The following is an 18,920-nucleotide window of genomic DNA, read 5'->3' as shown; positions in this document are numbered from 1 at the left end:
ATATAAATCTAACCAATCAGCAGCACTTTTTTACCCAAATCAACTGCTTTTTAGGCGAAAATCAAGCCTATCTTTTCTATGCAATTACCCGATAAAAAGCCCTTTAATCAATCAGGACTCGTCTGGTCACACCCCGTTTCAAAAGCTTAAATAAGATCCAAAACATCGGAATTGGTTTTTAATAATCAGAAGAGAGCATCCATATGAACCAAATTTTGAATGTCGATACCGCTCAACAACAGGCTTTGCTTTTTTTATTAGATTTCTTAAAACAACGACACTATCAGTTTACCACCATTACCCCACTTTCCCATCAACGTATTCTGAGCCGAAAAAGACAAGAAAAGAACACCATAATTACGCTTCGAGATATATTTGGCTGGAATTTGGCATTTGCCGAAACTGATCTTGATCCGGCACTTTTTGAAATTCTAAAAGAAAATCGGCTCATCCATTTTCAGGATGATCATCAATGGCTGAGTGATGTACGTGTCGCTTCGCTTGATCGTGAATTATTTATTCATTCAAGTTTCCCAACCCTTCAACACGATTCGGTATTTTTTGGTCCCGATACTTACCGCTTTGCATACCATCTTAAACAATATTTAGCAGCTCGTCCCCATTCATTTAAACGTGCTGTGGAATTGTGCTGTGGCAGTTCGGCTGCTGCGATTAGTCTGGCTAAACATTATCCAGACTTTAGTGAAATAACCGTGTCAGATCTTAATCCGAAAGCATTGTTGTATAGTCAAATCAATGCCAGCTTTGCAGGTTTAAATAATATCACTCCGGTTTACAGTAATTTATTTACTTATCTTGCAGGACAGTTCGATCTTATTTTTGCCAATCCTCCTTATTTAATGGATGCCGATCAGCGTCAATATCGTCATGGTGGAAATCAACTCGATGGTAATGAACTCGCCTTCAATATTGTAAAAGAAGGTATTCAGCGGCTTAATCCTCAAGGATGTTTATTTTTATATACGGGTGTAGCTATTCGTCCAGACGGTAACCCTTTTTTACAACAGCTTGAAAAATTAATGCTGTCTCAACCGAATATCCGCTGGTGTTATGAAGAAATTGATCCTGATGTTTTTGGTGAAGAACTGGATCAGCCTGCTTATCAGCAGATTGAAAGGATTGCTTTGGTTTTGGTGAAGGCTGAATTGATGGATTAAAAGTGGCTGCAATATTAAAAAACTTTAAAAGGCGTTTAGCCAAAATCGAAACTATTAAAAAATAAAGCGACTACAGTTAAATCAGTCGCCGCTTTTCCACCTATTCTGTTTTAGGATGAATTATGAAGCTATAGCTGAACCATATCAATGACAGTCGGCTCTGCAATATCATCGACACGTTTTTTTAAATTGGGACCCGGCGGGACTTATTCATCAGCGCATCGTCAAATTAACTCCAAAATATCAGCCTGTCGAGCCTGCTGTATCAGCCAGTCTTTAAATGCACTCAGCTTGAGTAAAGTCCGGCATTCTTCTCTTTAAACAACATAATAGGCCAAGGTGCAAGGACATTTTATTTCTGGATACAGGCGGACCAGACGCCCTGCTCTTAAATCATCATAGACCATGACACTTCTCGCGAGTGCTACTCCTTGACCATTAATTGCAGCCTGTAATACCGCAGCTGAATTATTGATTTTGAGACCCCGTGGATTATCCTCATTAGTGATCTGATGAAAATGCAGCCATGTATCCCAAGTCGTGAAACCAGAGTGATGATCCATTGAGAGATCATGAATTAGAGGTAAATTTAACAATCCTTCAGGAGACTTTAATTGTTCTAAATGTGCTTGATAAAAGGTGGGTAAACAGACGGGAAACGTTTCTTCTCCCATTAATTTTTCAGCGACAAGTCCAGACCAGCTTCCACTCCCATTGTCGGGTTAGCCTGTTCTTTCAGTGCTGGAGCTTTATTGGATATTTGGGGATGGCAAATCATGAATATTGCTCGCCTACCTTGGATTATTCTATCGGCCTTATCTCTGTTATGGCTGCATAAAAAAGATGCAAAAGCAATTTAACTGCTGGAAGGAAAAAATATACCCCTTCATATTTTATGAGGTCTGTGAATATAGAAACTTCTACATGACAAAAACAGTTTGAAATTTACATCTAAACTGCAATTTACGATTTTCAGCGTAATTCCGATAAGATTGGAATAGCTTTTATGTTAAGACCCTGATGAGTTCTAGCGAACAAGGATTGCTTTTATTGTTGGGCTTTTTAGTATCCTTCAAACTCTTTGTAAATACTTTTCACTACTAGAATATCACCAGCATTATCCACAACTATTTGAATCAGATGATGTTCTGTCTGTTACCGAGTATAATTCCTGTTCATCACTGACCATACATGGACTGGGATAAAGCACGATACATCAGAAAGAAAAAACCAACTCAACTGATGCATCGTTCACGAAATTAGTATTCGTAGTTATTATCGATAGACCATTCCTGTAACTTTCCAAACAAGATCTGGTCATTAAAGAGCAAGTCATTTTTTGCAAGTACTTTACTCTCATCTGTTGGACAGAAACCATCATCACAGTCTGAATCGACGACCCAACAACCACGGACAAACAGGATTTCATTTCCTTCTTGCTCCAGCTGTTTTTCCACCCGTTGAATTGCTTCATCGATGTTTTTTGCGCCTAAATAAGCTGTCACATACGCATAAGATTCCGATGGATCTGATGCTTTTTTAAATTCAATGCCTACACAAAAAAGATATTTTTTCATTATCGACTCCTGATTGATATGAATTGTCTGATTCAATTGGTTCAATTCCATGAACAGCTTCATGATTAACATACCGTATCTTGATTCAGCAGACCAGTGAGAACTCCCACTGATCTGTGTTTAAAACTTAATACGCCAATTTCAACAGCAATCTAAATAGCCCTGCAACCAAGGCCAAGCTTAAAAAACCAGCCAGCCATAAGCCAATAAACCATTTCAATTCAGAAATTTTCATTCAGCCTCCTTAATGATAACCTTCATCACCCACACGCACTTTATCCCTGAAAACCCAATACGATAATCCGGTATAAATAAGAATGATCGGAATTAAGATCAGTGCGCCAATAAGGGCAAATAATTGACTACTGGCAGGTGCTGCAGCCTCCCAGATGGTGATGGATGGTGGAATGACATAAGGCCATAAACTAATCAGAAAACCGCTATAAGCGAGAATTACCAAAGCCAAAGTATAAATGAATGGCAGGAACTCCTTGCGCTGCTTACAGGCTTTGATTGCCAGGAAAGTAAACAGCAGAACCAGTACAGGAACCGGGCTAAAATAAAAGAGTTGCGGTTGACTGAACCAGCGCGCTGCGATTTCATGATGAAGCAAAGGCGTATAAATACTGACACAGGCAAAAATCAGCAATAATGCGATGAGCAGTTTTGGCATCAGTTCAAACATGCGATTCTGCAGCATTTTTTCGGTTTTAAAGATCAACCAGCCACATCCCAGGGTTGCATACAGTACAACCACACTTAAACCAGTAAACAGGGAAAAAGGTGTTAACCAGTCCAGACCACCGCCAGTATAGATGCCATTCGTAGTTTTAATGCCCTGAATGTAGGCACCCAAAATCACGCCCTGAAAAAAAGAACTGAAGATCGATCCCCAAATAAAAGCTTGATCCCAAAGAGATTTGGTTTTATTGGCCTTAAACCGGAATTCGAAGGCAACTCCCCGGAAAATCAGCGCGATCAGCATCAGAATAATGGGTATATACAAAGCCGATAACACAGTGGAATACACCAAGGGAAATGCAGCAAATAATCCTGCACCACCCAGTACCATCCAGGTTTCATTACCATCCCAGACGGGTGCGACGGTATTCATCATAACATCACGTTCCTGGCGATCGGAAATAAAAGGAAACAGGATACCGATACCAAGGTCAAAACCATCCAGCACGACATAGATCAGCACTCCTAATCCAATAATTAGAATCCAAATTAATGATAAATCGATCATTTTTGATTCTCCTGAGATTGTGTAGAACTTACTTGATCCAGATCGTTTTCCTCATCAATCGTACTTAAAGGACGCTTTGATGCCTGTATGACCGCCTGCTCACTATGTGGTGGCGAATGTATAAACTCCGGACCTTTACGCATCAGTTTCAGCATGTAGAAAATGCCAACACCAAACACAATAAAGTAGACCATTACAAAAATGATCAGGGTTAAACCCACCTGCTCTGCTGAAACGGGAGAAAGAGTATTTTTGGTCCGTAAAATGCCATAAACCACCCAGGGTTGACGACCGACTTCAGTGGTAAACCAACCGGCGAGTAAAGCGATAAATCCAGATAAACCCATGTATAAGGAAAATTTATGGAACCATGGTGTTTCATAAAATTTTCCGGTTTTTCTTAACCATAAACCGATGATGGCCATCAGCATCATCAGTACCCCCAGTCCGACCATAATCCGGAAACTCCAGAATATGACCAGTGAGTTTGGACGGTCTACAGGGGCAAATTCCTTTAAGCCTTTGACTTCACCATTTAAGCTATGCGTCATAATCAGACTGCCCAGATTCGGAATACCGATCGCATACTTGGTTTCTTCAGCCTGCATATCGGGAATACCAAATAGATATAAAGGCATGCCATGATCTTTATTGGTTTCCCAGTGTCCTTCTATAGCTGCCAGTTTGGCCGGTTGATGTTCAAGCGTATTCAGGCCATGCATATCTCCCACAAACATTTGTAGAGGTGCCAATGCCACAATCATCCACATGGCCATGGAAAATGATTTTTTTACCAAGGCATCACGACGGCTTTTTAATAAATGAAATGCGGCTGTGGCAGCGACAAGCAAAGCAGAAACCAGAAAAGAGGCCATTGCCATATGTGCTAATCGATAGGGGAAAGATGGATTAAAGACAATGGCAAACCAGTCTTGCGGGACAATAATGCCATTTTCTATAGTAAAGCCCTGAGGGGTTTGCATCCAGCTATTCGAGGACAGAATCCAGAACATTGAAATACAGGTACCTATAGCCACCATCAGTGTTGCGAAAAAATGGGTTTTCGGTCCCACTCGCCCCCAACCAAATAGCATAATCCCCAGAAAACCGGCTTCAAGGAAAAACGCACTTAAAACCTCATAAGCGAGTAATGGTCCTGTGACACTGCCGGAAATCCGTGCAAATTCACTCCAGTTGGTGCCAAATTGATAGCTCATCACCACACCGGATACTACGCCCATACCAAAGGACAGGGCAAAAACCTTGATCCAGAACTTGAATAAGTCCCGGTATACCGGATCATTGGTTTTAAGCCAACGCCATTCCAGAACGGCCAGAAAACTGGCTAAACCAATAGAAATAGCAGGGAAAATAATATGAAATGATACGGTAAATGCAAATTGGATACGCGCCAGTTCCAGCGCGGTTAGCCCTAAATTCATGCTGCCTCCTACTGATCAATTGAATACAGGGAGGACATCAACGGCGCTGATTGATGCAGTGAAACTGACACACCTTGCCGGACATTGATCCTCTGGTATAGAGATGCAACCCGTATACTGGATACGCTATAGACTTTTTTGAGGGCGAACGAAACCATTACGCTGTTAGCGAACAGCGAAAACTGAATTTTCATGATTAAAACTCTTTAAGATGTTGTGTAGTGCAAACAAAAACAACTGTTTGACGTGACCAATCGTGTCCTAAAAAGTCAGAGGTGGCGCTCTGCCCTGTGGCAGCAAATACAGCTTCTGCAAGCTGAAATAAACATGCCGGAAGAACGACTGATAGAAATTTAGTCGAACCTGAATCCGGTCCAGAACTTCATCAATTCCCAGTTTAAATGGCAGTACCAAATCACCATAGACAGTGCAGTATTGGCACTGATGATTATGCTGACTGTGATCTTGGGAGTGTTGAGGAATCAAATCCTTGAGCAGCTCATGATGAGCCGAGTGGGCATGATGATCAGCAGACGAAAGAAGATTGTGGGTAATCGACATACAGACCGGAGCAATGTGAAATTTTTCCGGCAGCAGAGGCTGTAAATATACTGCGATTTGCAGAAGTAAGACTGCAAATGCAATAAAAAATCCACTTCGCTTCAGCAAACTTTCTCTCGACTGGAATCGAATTAAGAGGGATACATTGAATAAAAACATGAAATTTAAAGATAAATCCCTACGTATTTACTCAACTTTTCACTTTATAAATATATAACATATAGCCAGTTTTGAAAAGCAAAAAAATTAAACGAAAGGTGAATTAAATTAAAGACTTAAAATAAAAAATAAACTTGCTCTGTATAAACTGCCGAATAAGTTTATTTATTGACTAAAGAGTGTCCACAAAAAAATTTACTGAATTGAAATGCATGAAAGGAAATTTTAAATAAGAGAGGCTATTTTGTTCTAGCCAGAAAAAGCGTTATGCATTCCTAATAGATGTATTTGAGGATTAAAAAATCTTGCCCCCTCGGACCAGCCAAACTTGTTTTATTTATTTAAATAAAACATCTCTTACTGCAGATTTAGCCTTTAGTTTTCGATACACGGCAAATCATTTTTCCACCAGGATTTCATGCCACCTTTTAACTGTGAGACTGAATACCCCATCTTGGCCAGTTTACGTGTCGCAGGAATGCTCCGGTGTGCTGATAAACAGATCGTTACAACAGGTTGATCTGTTTTGAGACCTAATGAGCATATTGCAGATTCTGTAAACCGGGTAATCGGCAAATTGACGGCACCTTCTATATGGCTGTGTTTAAATTCTTGCTCAGTTCGAACATCCACAATTTGTACATTTCCTCGTTGCTCCCATAATTTCTTTGCCGGGGTTTCAGGCACCTTGCCCCAAGGGACATACATCAGAATGTTAAACATGATTTCCCTCTATCAAAACAATTCTTATCTATAATTTATAAGAATATAGAATAAAAATAACGATTAAAATCACTATAAATCAATATTGGTTTGAACTCTAAGTTTATGCTTAAAAATAGATGATGCCTTCAAATCCAGCAGAAAAATAAAACTATGTTTAATAACAGATTAGAATTAATGTAATAGCTTATTTTTTTCAGTTCTAAATTTCATATTTTGTTATATTATAATTCATGCAATATCCATAAAAGCGTAGTGAAGTGCTCATAATGTTGGGAAGATTGTTGGGATTATCCGCAATCTTGTTACAGATCGCTGTGTTCCTGCAGCCTTTATTGCCAGAAAAGCACAGTGTTTTTTCGGTATGTAAAACTGTTGCCGTTGCATTAGATCTGCAAGTTAATAGCACTCACAAAACTCTTAATTTTCCAACATCCCATCCACACGTCCATCACACCAGTGCAGCAGATCAGAACGATGTACAGGTCGTCACCGACGTGCAGGATCAGCATGCACCACACCAACAGCAGAATGATTCACACACCACTCATGACTGCCAGTTCTGTCTGGTGCACAGCTATACCCTACCGCTACTGGACACCAAGCTCAGACCAGTACTGGTCAAAACTCAGACCCTACTTCTGTTCTTCAGTGCCTCTGTCCCGCATGTACTGACCCCACCCGCTCCCTGGTTCCTGATTCCTCAGGGCCGTGCTCCTCCTTTAACACTCACCCACTAAATCAACAGATGTGGTATCGCTGAGTAGTCTGCCTACGTTTGAATATCGATGCAGTATGGCCCTATCTATCGCATAGGCATCTCGTAACCCACATCTTCAGCCACAGTGGTCCAATCCGTAATAGGTGATCATGACGTTTAGTTTAACTGTGCTCAAACCTGCTTGGAGTTCAGTTGATACTGTCTAATTACCTTTGGATTTTTTTTAAGTGTTATTACAACTTTTTGATGTATCAATAAGGAGGAGATAATGATGAATCTACTTCAGCATGATCATGCACACTCGCAAAAAAATGATTTTAATAGCGGCTGTTGTCTGGATTTGGCGCAACAGATTGTCCGGATCAGACATGCTCTTAATATTTCACAGACAGAACTGGCGGCCAAACTGTGTATTTCTGCCCGCACCTTGGAGAGCTGGGAACGCGGAGTGCGTCATCCCTCAAGTTCGGCACAGGCTTTGATCAAACTATTTATAAAGTCGCCTCAATTTGTACTGGAAAATCTAGCTTGATGATAATCGGGAATAATTTAAACCCTTATGATTATCATCAATTTAAATCAATATTGGTTTGGAAGACACTCCATGTTAATTGTAATTACATCCCAGAACCGGCGTCACATTACTCCACATGCTGGAAAATGTCGAAAATTCTGGAAATATGAATTAAAAGATGAAAAAGTGACTGACAAACAGCTTATTGAAGTGGAAAAAGAAGATTCTTTTTCCCAGTCTGGGGAAGTACTCGAAAAACTTTTGCCTATGGACATATTTGTGACCACAGGAATCGGAGATCGATTACGAGAAAAGCTCAGAAATATTGGTGTACATGTCATCTTGACTACAGAAATTGAACCAGAACAATTTATCTGTAGTTTGGCTTCAACTAAATAAACAATTTAGATTCATATCATCTTAACTTAAATAAAAGACCCTGCATCAGCAGGGTCTTTTATTTAAATTTTTAATTATTGAGTAGTATACGAACTATCATCTGACTTAAATCGCCTAGCTCTAACCACTCTATTCCAATGTAATTTTTTTAACTGGTTCAGTTCCAACATGCACACCCATGCGTACACCCAAAATAGTTGGAATATCAGACATTTATTACCATTAAATACTTGTAATTTATACCAATCAGAATATTTTAAATAAGGGTAAAATTGAATAAAGCTATTTTGTGGGTATCATTTCTGAATTTAAAAAATTTAATACTGATCTTAAGAATCCGAACTGGTCGGTATCTTCAATTAGCTCTAACAATGAGCTAATTGTTAGTTTATGGGGGCATAAACCTTTATTGTCTAAACACCCAACTGAAAGAAAACAGGTCTATCGTGACCGTATTGATAGATGGTCGGGCAATGGACGTAATGAGTTTAAGAGAAATCTTGATCTTGCTTTGGAAGAAAACTTAAAAATTAGACCAATTATAGCAATGCTCAATAACAGTTCTGATTTTCAAAATATTTTAGAGGGTAAAGATGGCAGCCAATACCCGAAAAGATTTAATGCAAAAACAAATTGGATTGGTGAATTAACTGTTTGGGACGGTACTCAATTTGAAATTGTATTTAGGCTTGATCAATAACTTGAACTTAAGCTAGGTTTTTATTCTGCTTATTATCGACTTACCTTGCATAACCCTAAAAACAACAAAGCCCCAGTCAATGACCAGGGCTTTGTCTTAAATTTGGCGGAAGCGGTGTCCGTCTAACAGTAGTCCTAAGCAATCCCAATCAATATAATAAATACATATATTTCAATTGTTTAATATTTTTATTATCTTAGCACATCTTGTCTCATCCTACCATTTCCAGTATTTTATGAGGGGTAGGTTGTGGGGTAAAAAGAACATGCCAAAGAAATCTAAAGAGTTATCTGCTCTGAGTGTAGCAAAAATTAAGGCGACTGGGCGACATTCTGTAGGGGGTGTTGATGGCCTTTGCCTGAATGTCGAAGGTAACTCTCGTGTCTGGATTTTACGTGCAGTAGTGGGAAAACGTCTGGATAAAAACGGGAAGTTAAAACCACATCGCCGTGATATTGGAATCGGTCCCTACCCTGAAGTTTCTTTAGCTGAAGCCCGTGCCAAAGCAACTGAATTAAGATTACAAATACGAAGTGGCATTGATCCAATTGCTCATAAACAAGAACAACTAGAAAAGCTGTATGTTCAGAAACTTCATGACAAAACATTCCTTGAGTGTGCAAAAGTCGTTATAGCAAATAAAACCCGTGAACTGAAAAATGAAAAGCATATTGGACAGTGGACTTCTACATTAGAAACCTATATTTACCCAACTTTAGGTGATATCAGTATTGGTACAATTACTAAAGTCGATATTGCCGAAGTTCTTAGACCTATCTGGACTGAGAAGAACGAAACAGCTAAACGTATTCGTGGTCGTATAGAAACCATTTTTGATTATGCTAAGGCCATGGGATATTTTGTTGGTGATAATCCTGCTGAATGGAAAGGTAATCTTGAGCCAATCTTAGGCAACTTAAAGCAGGAATCGCGCCCTCACCCATCGTTACCTTATGATCAGGTCTCTGAATTTATTCACCACCTGAGACAGAAAAAAGGAATTTCACCTAAAGCGCTGGAATTTACAATTTTAACTGCCTGTCGGTCTGGTGAGGTTTTTGGAGCTAAATGGCAGGAAATCGATTTTAAGAATAAGGTCTGGATTATTCCTAAAGAACGCATGAAAGCGGAAAAGGAACATCGTGTTCCATTATCTCGAGAAGCGATCAATTTGCTTGAATCAATTCGAGAGTTTTCCCAACCTCAAGATTTCATATTCCCTGCTCCTCGCGGCAGTATGCTTTCTGACATGTCATTAACGACTCTTATCAAACGTATGCATGAACAAAAAATAAAAGAAAATAACTTAGGCTATATTGATCCCAAACAAAATCGAGTAGTTACAACGCATGGTTTCCGCTCTACGTTTCGTGACTGGTCTGCTGATAAGACTGACTACCCACGTGAGGTGTGTGAACATGTACTTGCTCATAAGCTGCCTGATGAAGTCGAAGCTGCTTACCTACGTGGGGCTTATCTTGAAAAACGTAAAGGATTAATGGCTAATTGGGCTAATTATTGTCAGAATAATATAGATTAGGTCTAAAATCCGATACCCTATAATTTCAAATGCAGACATCATTTTAAAGGATCAGGATTCTCTATTTGATTATAGAAAGGCCAATTAAAAGATAGTTATATTGTATTTCTATTTTGCATACTTATAAAAGGGATCTTAAGGTAAATGAGACTACAAGTTTTTGATCGTTGTATTCATCTGGATGATAACTGGGATAATCTCAGAGCTTACTATGTAAATCGCATAACAGAAAATGAAATATTAATAGGTACAGAACTAATTTCAGAAAAAAATAGCAGAGTAGTTTCATTAAACGAATTTGACAAACTACAAATTTTCCCATTCTCATTTTCAGTTGATAACAAACATACAAAACTTAATATATTTATGAGGCGTGTCGGCAATTTTATTTGTGCTTTTTTAAATAAATCAGGCTCCTTGACGCTCACAGATTTAACTCAATTACTAATGAAACACCAAACAAAATTTAAATTAAAATTTAAAAAATTAGAAATTGAGTGGATACTCCGCTGTCTGACGGTAGCAAAAATGATTATTGCCACTTACGATAAAGAAATAGTTTCCTTTTCAATTTCACCAGCATTTATTGCGATAGAAAATGAACGAAAATTCTCTGCTGCCATTGCTGGAGAATTGGAAGCTCTTAGCCAACGAGTTAGATTCATTATTAATCACGCCCCAACCGTGGGAACCTATCGAGAGAATCTTCTTCAAAATTCTCTTAAAAAGCATTTACCCGAACGTTACCATGTCGCAACAGGTTTTATTTATGGTGTAAAGAAACAAATAGACATATTAATTTATGATAGAATTGACTATGCTCCCATTTTTCGTGAAGCTGATCTAGTAATTGTACCTCCAGAATCAGTGCGTGCAGTCATTGAGGTTAAAACTAAAATTACGCCTAATAATCTTCAGTCAGCGTTGGAATTATTAGATCTAACAACTCATGTAGACGATAACATCCCCCCTTTTTTCAAAGGAATATTTGCTTTCGAGGCCTCAATTACAGAAGAGTCATTATATCAGAAGATTGCTGATTTTTACTCAAACATTGGTGCTATGTCACAAGGTGCTCCAGGAGTACTTATTTGTCAACCATTCCAACATTTAAGTTGTATTTGCGTTCACAACAAAGCTTTTGCTTATATAAGATATGATAGAAATAAAAATAACAGATTAGTTCCTTTTTTACACTCCAAGTGTAGCGCTACTGGACTTTCTAGCCAGTCTAGTTTTTTTATACAAAATCTTTTAGCTCATTTAAAATTTGGAGGTATAAAGCCATACAAAATTGATTATTTTAACAGGATGTTAGGTGAAGATTCACTTGATACAAGAATACAAAACTTGCGTGAAGAAGATGATAGTTGGGGAGCATACTTCCAAGTTGATTATGACGATGAAGAAGAAGTTGTGATTGAAGAGATGGAAACATTAATTCTTTCTACTCAAAGATGGATAGATGGAGAAGACAATTTTTAAATTACAAAGACAATTTGAAAATAAGTTTACAGTAACAAATAATGAAATTCATTCTCTATTACTTAATAGTCCGATGATAATGAGCCTCAACTTCAATACACTTACACTACGGAACAACTCAATCAATTAGGTATCGTCTGTTTACATGTTGTAGAAGGTGCTACAGGGGTCCTCGTGATATTGCTCCATTTGATTATCAAGCTCTGCGTAGGAGATTTAACCAAACATACTTAGCGAATAATGGTTATGATTTAGAACTCGCAAATGAACAATTACAGTCTAATACAGCTGATCTATTTTTTTTGAGAAATTATTCATAAGTAATCCTGATTTCGTTGAACGACTTAAAAATGGATTTCCATTAGCTAAGCTGAACCCAGCGACTTTGTATGGAGGAGGATCTAATGGATACATTGATTATCCAAATGATGAGAAAACAATTAAATAGATTGAAGATAGGTGATTACTCAACGCATAACATTTCATTAAACTAAACAAGTTTCAGTTATTTACACTCCAACACCTGAATATCTAAAACATTATTTTTTTACAGGCTTATTCATTACATTAAAGTAGTGCACAAGCCTAGCTATTGAATTACCAAAAAATATCAAGATAATTATTAAAACATTACTCACATGAATTTAAACATAACTTAACAACATGAATGAAAACCCTATAAAAAATTTAAACGAGATTGCTTTAAATTAAGTATTTTTACTTCATTATTATGCTGATATTTATAAGAGAAATAACTAGATGTCCTTCTTTCATGCGTAGAAATTACTAATTGATAGTCTGAAAACTCATTTCTAAGTAGTTGAACAAATGAAGCTAAGTTTATTTCATCCATTGTTTGTACAGGATCATCAATAAGTAAAGTATTAAACTTAGATGGATATACTTTGTTCATAGCTAAAGTAAAAGATAAAATCAACCCCGAAAGTTGACCAGAACTCATTGTATTCCATGCATCATGATCATCTGTTAAATTTGAGACAAAACGGAAAAATCCAACTTCTTGTGCATTTTTTGCAGATTGTAAAAATACACCATTACCGTCAGGTCTAGTTTGCAATAACTTACTGCTATAAACATGAAATGGAATAGAAATTTGTTTAGCTACACTTAGTTCATATTTTTTTATCGAAATATTATAGGCGCTACAAATTGACTGTAATTCGCTAAACTTTGAAGTTATAGCATTAAGCTTACTCTCTTTATCACTGATTTCTTTTGTTTTTCTTCGTAAATCTTCAGATTTAGATTTTAAATCATAATAGGATAAAAATAACAAATCTTTTTCAAGATCAGCAAGCTCAATAATATTATTATCGACATCAAAGATAATACCCTGATTTTCTGACAGATTATAATACTTTAAAACACCATATAAATCTGAATAATTCTTACTTTCTCCGATTGGTAAAATTAATTTTCTTAAGAAAGACACAAGTTCATTCATTTTAGTAGTAAGAGAATTACCAATTAAGTCAGAACTTTTAACACAAATGTAATTACCAATATCTATATCTGCTTCTTCAAACCAAGTTCTAAGTTTTTCCATACTTTTCCATTGATCTTTTAGTGATAATTTTTCATTTAATGAAGGTAGAATATCAAGATATTTCTTATATTTTGAAACGATATAGTCAGACTTAGACCTACATTCTAAGAAGAACGATTCCTTTAACTTCTTTTCCAAATGACTAAGTTCAATTGAATTTACATCCTTTAACTCTTCAAAGTATTGTGACTGTTTATCAAATTCTTCCCAAAGTTCTACAATTGTATTTTTATAATCCCCACAAAAAGGACAAGAAATTTTAGAGCTTTCTGATGAAATATGCATCTCATAATGTTGCTTTAAACTATTTCTACTTGTTACTATTTTATTAATAGTTGCTTGAGAAGTCCCAACTCTACCTTTTAAATCCTTTAAATTTTTAATTTCAATAGTATATTTTTCTGATAAAATAGGATGAATTTTAGAAAATAAATTAATAGTTTCCAATTCAAGTACATTATTATCAACATTTAATACACTTTCATGAATTTCAATTATATTCGAAAGTTTTTCAATCCAATCAATATGTTTCTCAATCCTTTCGAATTCATTATAATCCTTTAAATGACCTATCTTAACAACATTCTCGAGTTCACTTTTTCGATTAGAAATAATATAATTTATACTAAAATTAAATTTCAATATTTTAAAATTTTCTTTATTATTTAAAATCCAAATTAAATTACCAATATTTTCAACATGCTGATTTAATTCAGATATCAAATTATCATTATTCACCAGCTTATTAATTTTATTACTTGGATGTATATCAGAAACATTATTTGAGTTAAGATTTAAACCCAGCTGATTTTCTAAATTTTTCTTTTCCCCATACAGAACACCTAATTCTTCAGTCAAGTTATTTTTCTTTTTTTCAAGCAAACCTTTTATAAAGATAAAGTGATCTTTTTGATTCACTTCCTTACTAGTTCCAAATAGATAACTAATTTTATCATGCCTTTCACTTTCTTTATTTTTCAAAAAATGAAAAGTTTCTTCCTGTTGAATGTAATTAAAAATATCAAAAGTACTTTTAAAGTTTGAATTATCTAATATTCTTTCCAAAGAAAAATCTACTAAATAATCTAAATCAGAAATATTTCTAATATCATCAGGCCATTTACTTAAGAAATTAATATCAATTCCATGATTTCTAATCTTATTTTGTTCTACTGTAGTATCTTTAGGGATCGAAGCATGGATAACCAAAATTGTTTCATGATCTTTCACTAATTCAAGGAAAATATTAGTTGGTTTATCTAAAATATTTTTAAGAAAATGTGTGTTTTTTTTCTTATTATCAGTACTGAATACTCTACCAATTCTTCCTGTAAGACAAACTTCAATTGCATCAAAGATAGTTGTTTTACCAAAGCCATTCGGCCCATCTAAGACAAATAAATCAACCTTTCTAAAGTCAACTTCATATAAGTCACTAAATGATTTGAAATTCTCAAAACTCAATCTCCCTAAATTTATCAATTGCTTACCCCCAACGACTCAATCCATTCATTAATTAATTTTTCATTAGATAAGCTCAAAAGCTTTGGAATGAGTTCTAAATTTTTTTTGCTTAATTTGTCATTAATCATTTGATTAAGATTCAACAACTCATTTTCTGTAATCTTTAACTTTAAGAATGGAAATTTCTCAAACATTTTAATAGCAAAGCTATATTCAACATCATTATTTTCAATATAGCTATTATATCTTTCAATATTAGAAACAACAGAATTAAAATAATCAGAATAATTTACGTCAAAATCATTAACTTTAATTTCACTTAGTTCTTCATCAAAATAATAAAAAATTTGTTTTTTAAAAAAATATGGATCCTCTTCAACATGAGATATCTTCTTGAACAAAGCATTAATATTTGTATTTTTTGGATATTTTGTTGCAATAATCAAATAAGTATTTTTTTCAAAATAATGAGATATTTCAAAAGGAACATCAATTTCTTGCAAATATCTCTTAAATTTTGTAGCCAAGTTTATTTGGATATCACTTTCTATCAAACCTAAATATTCATAATCAATTTCAAAGTAAATAAAATAATCAAAGGAGTTCTTATTTACAATAGTAACATTAACACTTAATCCATCTGATATTGGATAGTCATTAACAACAAAAAATTCAAATCCATGCTCTGAGACAAGTGTTCTAAATAGATCAGTAATACTATCCATTATTTATTTCCTTTAACGCATCAAATTCAGATATAAATTTAACTTCACTTAAATTTATTATTGATTGTTTTTCTTTCACATTTTTCTCTTTTACAATTGATTCCACCAAACTATCTAAAACAATAGGTGTATTTGTTATATTTTGACCATAACCAGTCGCAGCTATTAAATGAGTAGCTTCAAATAGAGACTGATGATTATTTTCTTTTATATGACGCTGATACTGTTTTAAACAATAATCCCAATCTTCTTCAGTTACAGCAGAAAATGAGATCGTCGAAGGATGTATTTTTAAATCATTAATTGTTTTAACAATAAAAGTATAGCTGTTATTTTCAATACATTGAATCAGTTTTAGAAAAGTACTTCTTATTGATTCTTTATTAGCAATCTGACTATAAAAAACATCAAAATAATTACTCCCTTTGATATGCGGTGAAAGCCTTATTAACAATTCAGAATATTTTAATGATTTTCCACCTATAAACTTTGACTTAAACAACTCTAGTTTAATTTTTTTTTGTTGATTAGCCTCTGCTGAATAGTCATCTCTAATGTAAGCTTCCAATTTATCAATTTCATCTAGATAAGCCTCTTCAAAAGTCCTCATACAGAAACTTTCCCAATACTGTTGGTCTTCTTTTCTAATAATTTCTTTAAGAGGTGTAAAAAAATTCTTAAACTTAATTACTTCTCTTCTTTGCAAATAACCATCACCAGTATTGAGTTTTTCTCTTATATTCTTATGTCTTTGTATAACATGATTATCTATCTCTTTTAATAAAATTGCTCGATATATTATTATCTGATCTTTAGTAAAATTTTCACTTATAAAGTTTATTTTTAAAATTTCATAAATTAAAACATCTATCTTTTCTAAAGTTTCTTCATCACTTAATTCTAGGCTATATTCACATTGATTATCAAACCCCATAAAAATATTTAATGATGAGAGTGTTTTTAATCCATTAATAGATGCATGATGATAAATGGGCATATCTTTATATTTTTGCAACTCCTTATGTGGTTTATTAACTTTTTCAGAAGTATGGAAATAGACTTTTGCTCTAGAAAAAGTATTCATAGAAAAATATTCAAAATCATTTAATAATTTCAATAGGGCATCACGTTCTATATTAGGTATTTCTACATTAACTTTATCCCAATCTTTCGCTAAGCTATATTTTTCATCTAAGTATCCTGCACATTTCATCTCTTCCATTTTAGCTTGTATTTGTTCATATTTTTTTTTGCTTTTTTCTTCATTACTTTCACAATCTTCATAGTTATAGTCTAATTCTATGTACTTTATGAAATCCGTTTCTGACAATCTACAAAGTTTTCTATTTAATATCGTCACGACTGCACTTAAATGACTACTAAAGTCTGACCCATCTTTATGCTTTACTTGATGCAATGAAACATATGTTTCATTTTTTTTTATTGAGAAATCTTCGATCCACTCATACTCAATTGAATATGATTCAATAAATTCATTGAACTTTTCAGAAGTTGAACCATTTTCATTTAATTGATCTAAAATATTTTTCAGGCAGACATACAAACCTATTTTGCCTTGATAATTGAAGCCATTCCAACTTGGAACAGCATCATGTAAAGAACTTTTTATATCTTCAGCCATTGAATTATCACTTTATCAACTTAATGTTACAGCCAATATTAATATTGTTAAAAATTACATAGTCTACAAAATAATTACAAAAAAATGAAACAATTTCACAAACATGTATATTCAATCTTAATTTTAACTTCTAGATTAAGATTTATCTTTATAGAAGCCTCTTTAACTTCCTAAGCCCCATACAAAATACCAAAAAATTGGCTTTTCAATGATTCAAAATGAGTATTTACTGACTATCAAGTTCCCATTTAATAAAATTAAAACATTACGACACATATTGTCGCAGTTCAAGTAACAACCCATTCTTTCACTCATTTCCCTCAAGCATAATAAGTTCCATAAAGGTATCTTTAAGGAATAAGTAATTTTGACCACCCCAAATACAGTAGATGAATTGAACAAGCTAGCAGAAAATTTTTCAAGATACCTATCCCTCTTGTTTAAGCTAGGCACATTTTTAGGAGCACTTTGCTTCACACTCTATTGTCACAACTTAAATTATTTCCCTATGGGAGTAACCATCAGCGACAGCCTGCTTTTTATCATTTTTGCTGGAAGCTTTTGTTTAATCTATGGTTTCATGATCATGTGCTTACTATCACTTGGTGTATGTGTTACTTATGTTTTGAAACCACTATTTAAACTTATCCACAAATATTATAAACAGTATAAATTGAACAAAGGCGTCCTAGAAGTTTCTGATCCTATTGAGTTTGTTAAACCTGAAATGATTCATATTCTGTTAGCCGTCTTAGGTGTCTTGTTTATTTATTTCATGCACAAAACTAATTCTGATCCGACTGTTCTATTGAATTTATTAGCAACTACGTTTTTTCTTTCGGTTATATGGGCGGGTTATCATGATAATCGCTTAAAACCAAACAACATGACTCAAGAAGAGAATACTAAAAAAACCAAATGGACATTATTGCTACTTATTCTGATTATCCCTATAATTTTCAGTGGTGTATCAGGTAGAGTTCTGGATGCAGGAATGCGGTTTTCTAATCTAAATATTGGAATATCATCAGTATTAGTTAAACCACCTTATGACAAAGCCATACCTGAAAAATATAAAGATCAGCGTCCTCTATATACTGAAGAGGGATTCATAGCATTTAAAGACATTGATGTTAAGCTATCAGGTATAGGTCAAAAAACTGTTATTCAATTTATGCCTCTAGCTGCAACAAAGCCCCAAAACTTAGCAATCCCAAATGATAAAATTATCGTTCTTCCACCAGCACCACAATAATTATGATTCAATGGAGGCA

Annotated in this window: 18 protein-coding genes and 1 pseudogene; 9 read left to right on the top strand and 10 right to left on the bottom strand. The window is 34.8% G+C overall.

Going from position 1 to position 18,920, the window contains the following annotated elements:
- Nucleotides 1-203 precede the first annotated feature (203 nt).
- Nucleotides 204-1,178, top strand: coding sequence for a class I SAM-dependent methyltransferase (locus ABJ384_RS04570; RefSeq protein ID WP_349929117.1), 975 nt, complete (start codon nucleotides 204-206; stop codon nucleotides 1,176-1,178).
- Between the two features lie 317 nt (nucleotides 1,179-1,495).
- Here the strand turns inward: ABJ384_RS04570 and ABJ384_RS04565 are convergent, their stop codons facing one another.
- Nucleotides 1,496-1,852, bottom strand: coding sequence for a LysR substrate-binding domain-containing protein (locus ABJ384_RS04565; protein WP_349929115.1), 357 nt, complete (start codon nucleotides 1,850-1,852; stop codon nucleotides 1,496-1,498).
- Between the two features lie 39 nt (nucleotides 1,853-1,891).
- Between ABJ384_RS04565 and ABJ384_RS04560 the strand changes: the two are divergent.
- Nucleotides 1,892-2,038 (top strand): annotated as a pseudogene (locus tag ABJ384_RS04560) (MFS transporter); the annotation flags it as partial.
- A gap of 399 nt (nucleotides 2,039-2,437) precedes the next feature.
- On the opposite strand, the gene ABJ384_RS04555 reads toward ABJ384_RS04560, so the two are convergent.
- From ABJ384_RS04555 to ABJ384_RS04530, 6 genes are all read right to left on the bottom strand, one after another.
- The gene (locus ABJ384_RS04555) at nucleotides 2,438-2,755 is read right to left on the bottom strand and encodes a hypothetical protein (protein ID WP_349929113.1); all 318 of its coding nucleotides are present in this window, start codon (nucleotides 2,753-2,755) and stop codon (nucleotides 2,438-2,440) included.
- Between the two features lie 127 nt (nucleotides 2,756-2,882).
- A complete protein-coding gene (locus ABJ384_RS04550) occupies nucleotides 2,883-2,990 on the bottom strand; it encodes a DUF2474 family protein (protein WP_004973777.1) in 108 nt (35 codons plus the stop codon).
- A 9-nt stretch (nucleotides 2,991-2,999) separates the two neighbouring features.
- On the bottom strand, nucleotides 3,000-4,004 hold the full coding sequence (gene cydB, locus ABJ384_RS04545; RefSeq protein ID WP_349929111.1) for a cytochrome d ubiquinol oxidase subunit II: 1,005 nt from the start codon (nucleotides 4,002-4,004) through the stop codon (nucleotides 3,000-3,002).
- Entirely contained in the window at nucleotides 4,001-5,446 is a 1,446-nt protein-coding gene (locus ABJ384_RS04540; RefSeq protein ID WP_349929109.1) for a cytochrome ubiquinol oxidase subunit I, read from the bottom strand. The genes cydB and ABJ384_RS04540 overlap by 4 nt, the downstream gene beginning before the upstream one ends.
- Nucleotides 5,447-5,707: 261 nt before the next feature.
- On the bottom strand, nucleotides 5,708-6,115 hold the full coding sequence (locus ABJ384_RS04535; RefSeq protein WP_349929107.1) for a DUF2946 domain-containing protein: 408 nt from the start codon (nucleotides 6,113-6,115) through the stop codon (nucleotides 5,708-5,710).
- Nucleotides 6,116-6,541: 426 nt separating this feature from the next.
- On the bottom strand, nucleotides 6,542-6,889 hold the full coding sequence (locus ABJ384_RS04530; protein WP_086194965.1) for a rhodanese-like domain-containing protein: 348 nt from the start codon (nucleotides 6,887-6,889) through the stop codon (nucleotides 6,542-6,544).
- A gap of 269 nt (nucleotides 6,890-7,158) precedes the next feature.
- Here ABJ384_RS04530 and ABJ384_RS04525 point away from each other — a divergent pair, with 269 nt between their 5' ends.
- From ABJ384_RS04525 to ABJ384_RS04500, 6 genes are all read left to right on the top strand, one after another.
- A complete protein-coding gene (locus tag ABJ384_RS04525) occupies nucleotides 7,159-7,629 on the top strand; it encodes a DUF2946 domain-containing protein (RefSeq protein WP_349929105.1) in 471 nt (156 codons plus the stop codon).
- Between the two features lie 252 nt (nucleotides 7,630-7,881).
- Nucleotides 7,882-8,142 (top strand): helix-turn-helix domain-containing protein, encoded by a 261-nt coding sequence (locus ABJ384_RS04520; protein WP_166171018.1) that lies wholly within the window; start codon nucleotides 7,882-7,884, stop codon nucleotides 8,140-8,142.
- A 72-nt stretch (nucleotides 8,143-8,214) separates the two neighbouring features.
- On the top strand, nucleotides 8,215-8,523 hold the full coding sequence (locus ABJ384_RS04515; protein ID WP_349929103.1) for a NifB/NifX family molybdenum-iron cluster-binding protein: 309 nt from the start codon (nucleotides 8,215-8,217) through the stop codon (nucleotides 8,521-8,523).
- Nucleotides 8,524-8,812: 289 nt separating this feature from the next.
- Nucleotides 8,813-9,223 (top strand): hypothetical protein, encoded by a 411-nt coding sequence (locus ABJ384_RS04510; RefSeq protein ID WP_180042719.1) that lies wholly within the window; start codon nucleotides 8,813-8,815, stop codon nucleotides 9,221-9,223.
- Nucleotides 9,224-9,488: 265 nt separating this feature from the next.
- Nucleotides 9,489-10,763, top strand: a complete 1,275-nt coding sequence (locus tag ABJ384_RS04505; protein ID WP_349929101.1) for a tyrosine-type recombinase/integrase — start codon at nucleotides 9,489-9,491, stop codon at nucleotides 10,761-10,763.
- 144 nt (nucleotides 10,764-10,907) lie between these two features.
- Entirely contained in the window at nucleotides 10,908-12,248 is a 1,341-nt protein-coding gene (locus ABJ384_RS04500; protein ID WP_349929099.1) for a DUF6602 domain-containing protein, read from the top strand.
- Between the two features lie 676 nt (nucleotides 12,249-12,924).
- On the opposite strand, the gene ABJ384_RS04495 is transcribed toward ABJ384_RS04500, so the two are convergent.
- Genes ABJ384_RS04495 through ABJ384_RS04485 form a run of 3 tightly spaced genes read right to left on the bottom strand, consistent with a single transcriptional unit; the run spans nucleotide 12,925 to nucleotide 17,646 of the window.
- Nucleotides 12,925-15,297 (bottom strand): AAA family ATPase, encoded by a 2,373-nt coding sequence (locus tag ABJ384_RS04495; RefSeq protein ID WP_349929097.1) that lies wholly within the window; start codon nucleotides 15,295-15,297, stop codon nucleotides 12,925-12,927.
- Entirely contained in the window at nucleotides 15,294-16,004 is a 711-nt protein-coding gene (locus ABJ384_RS04490) for an ABC-three component system middle component 1 (RefSeq protein ID WP_349929094.1), read from the bottom strand. The genes ABJ384_RS04495 and ABJ384_RS04490 overlap by 4 nt, the downstream gene beginning before the upstream one ends.
- Entirely contained in the window at nucleotides 15,997-17,646 is a 1,650-nt protein-coding gene (locus tag ABJ384_RS04485; RefSeq protein ID WP_349929092.1) for an ABC-three component system protein, read from the bottom strand. Before ABJ384_RS04485 ends, ABJ384_RS04490 begins: the two co-directional genes overlap by 8 nt.
- Before the next feature lie 367 nt (nucleotides 17,647-18,013).
- Here ABJ384_RS04485 and ABJ384_RS04480 point away from each other — a divergent pair, with 367 nt between their 5' ends.
- Nucleotides 18,014-18,901, top strand: coding sequence for a hypothetical protein (locus tag ABJ384_RS04480; RefSeq protein WP_349929090.1), 888 nt, complete (start codon nucleotides 18,014-18,016; stop codon nucleotides 18,899-18,901).
- Nucleotides 18,902-18,920: the final 19 nt, after the last annotated feature.

Source organism: Acinetobacter sp. A1-4-2 (assembly GCF_040233925.1).
Taxonomy (GTDB): Bacteria; Pseudomonadota; Gammaproteobacteria; order Pseudomonadales; family Moraxellaceae; genus Acinetobacter.
This window is presented reverse-complemented; position numbering and strand designations above follow the sequence as displayed.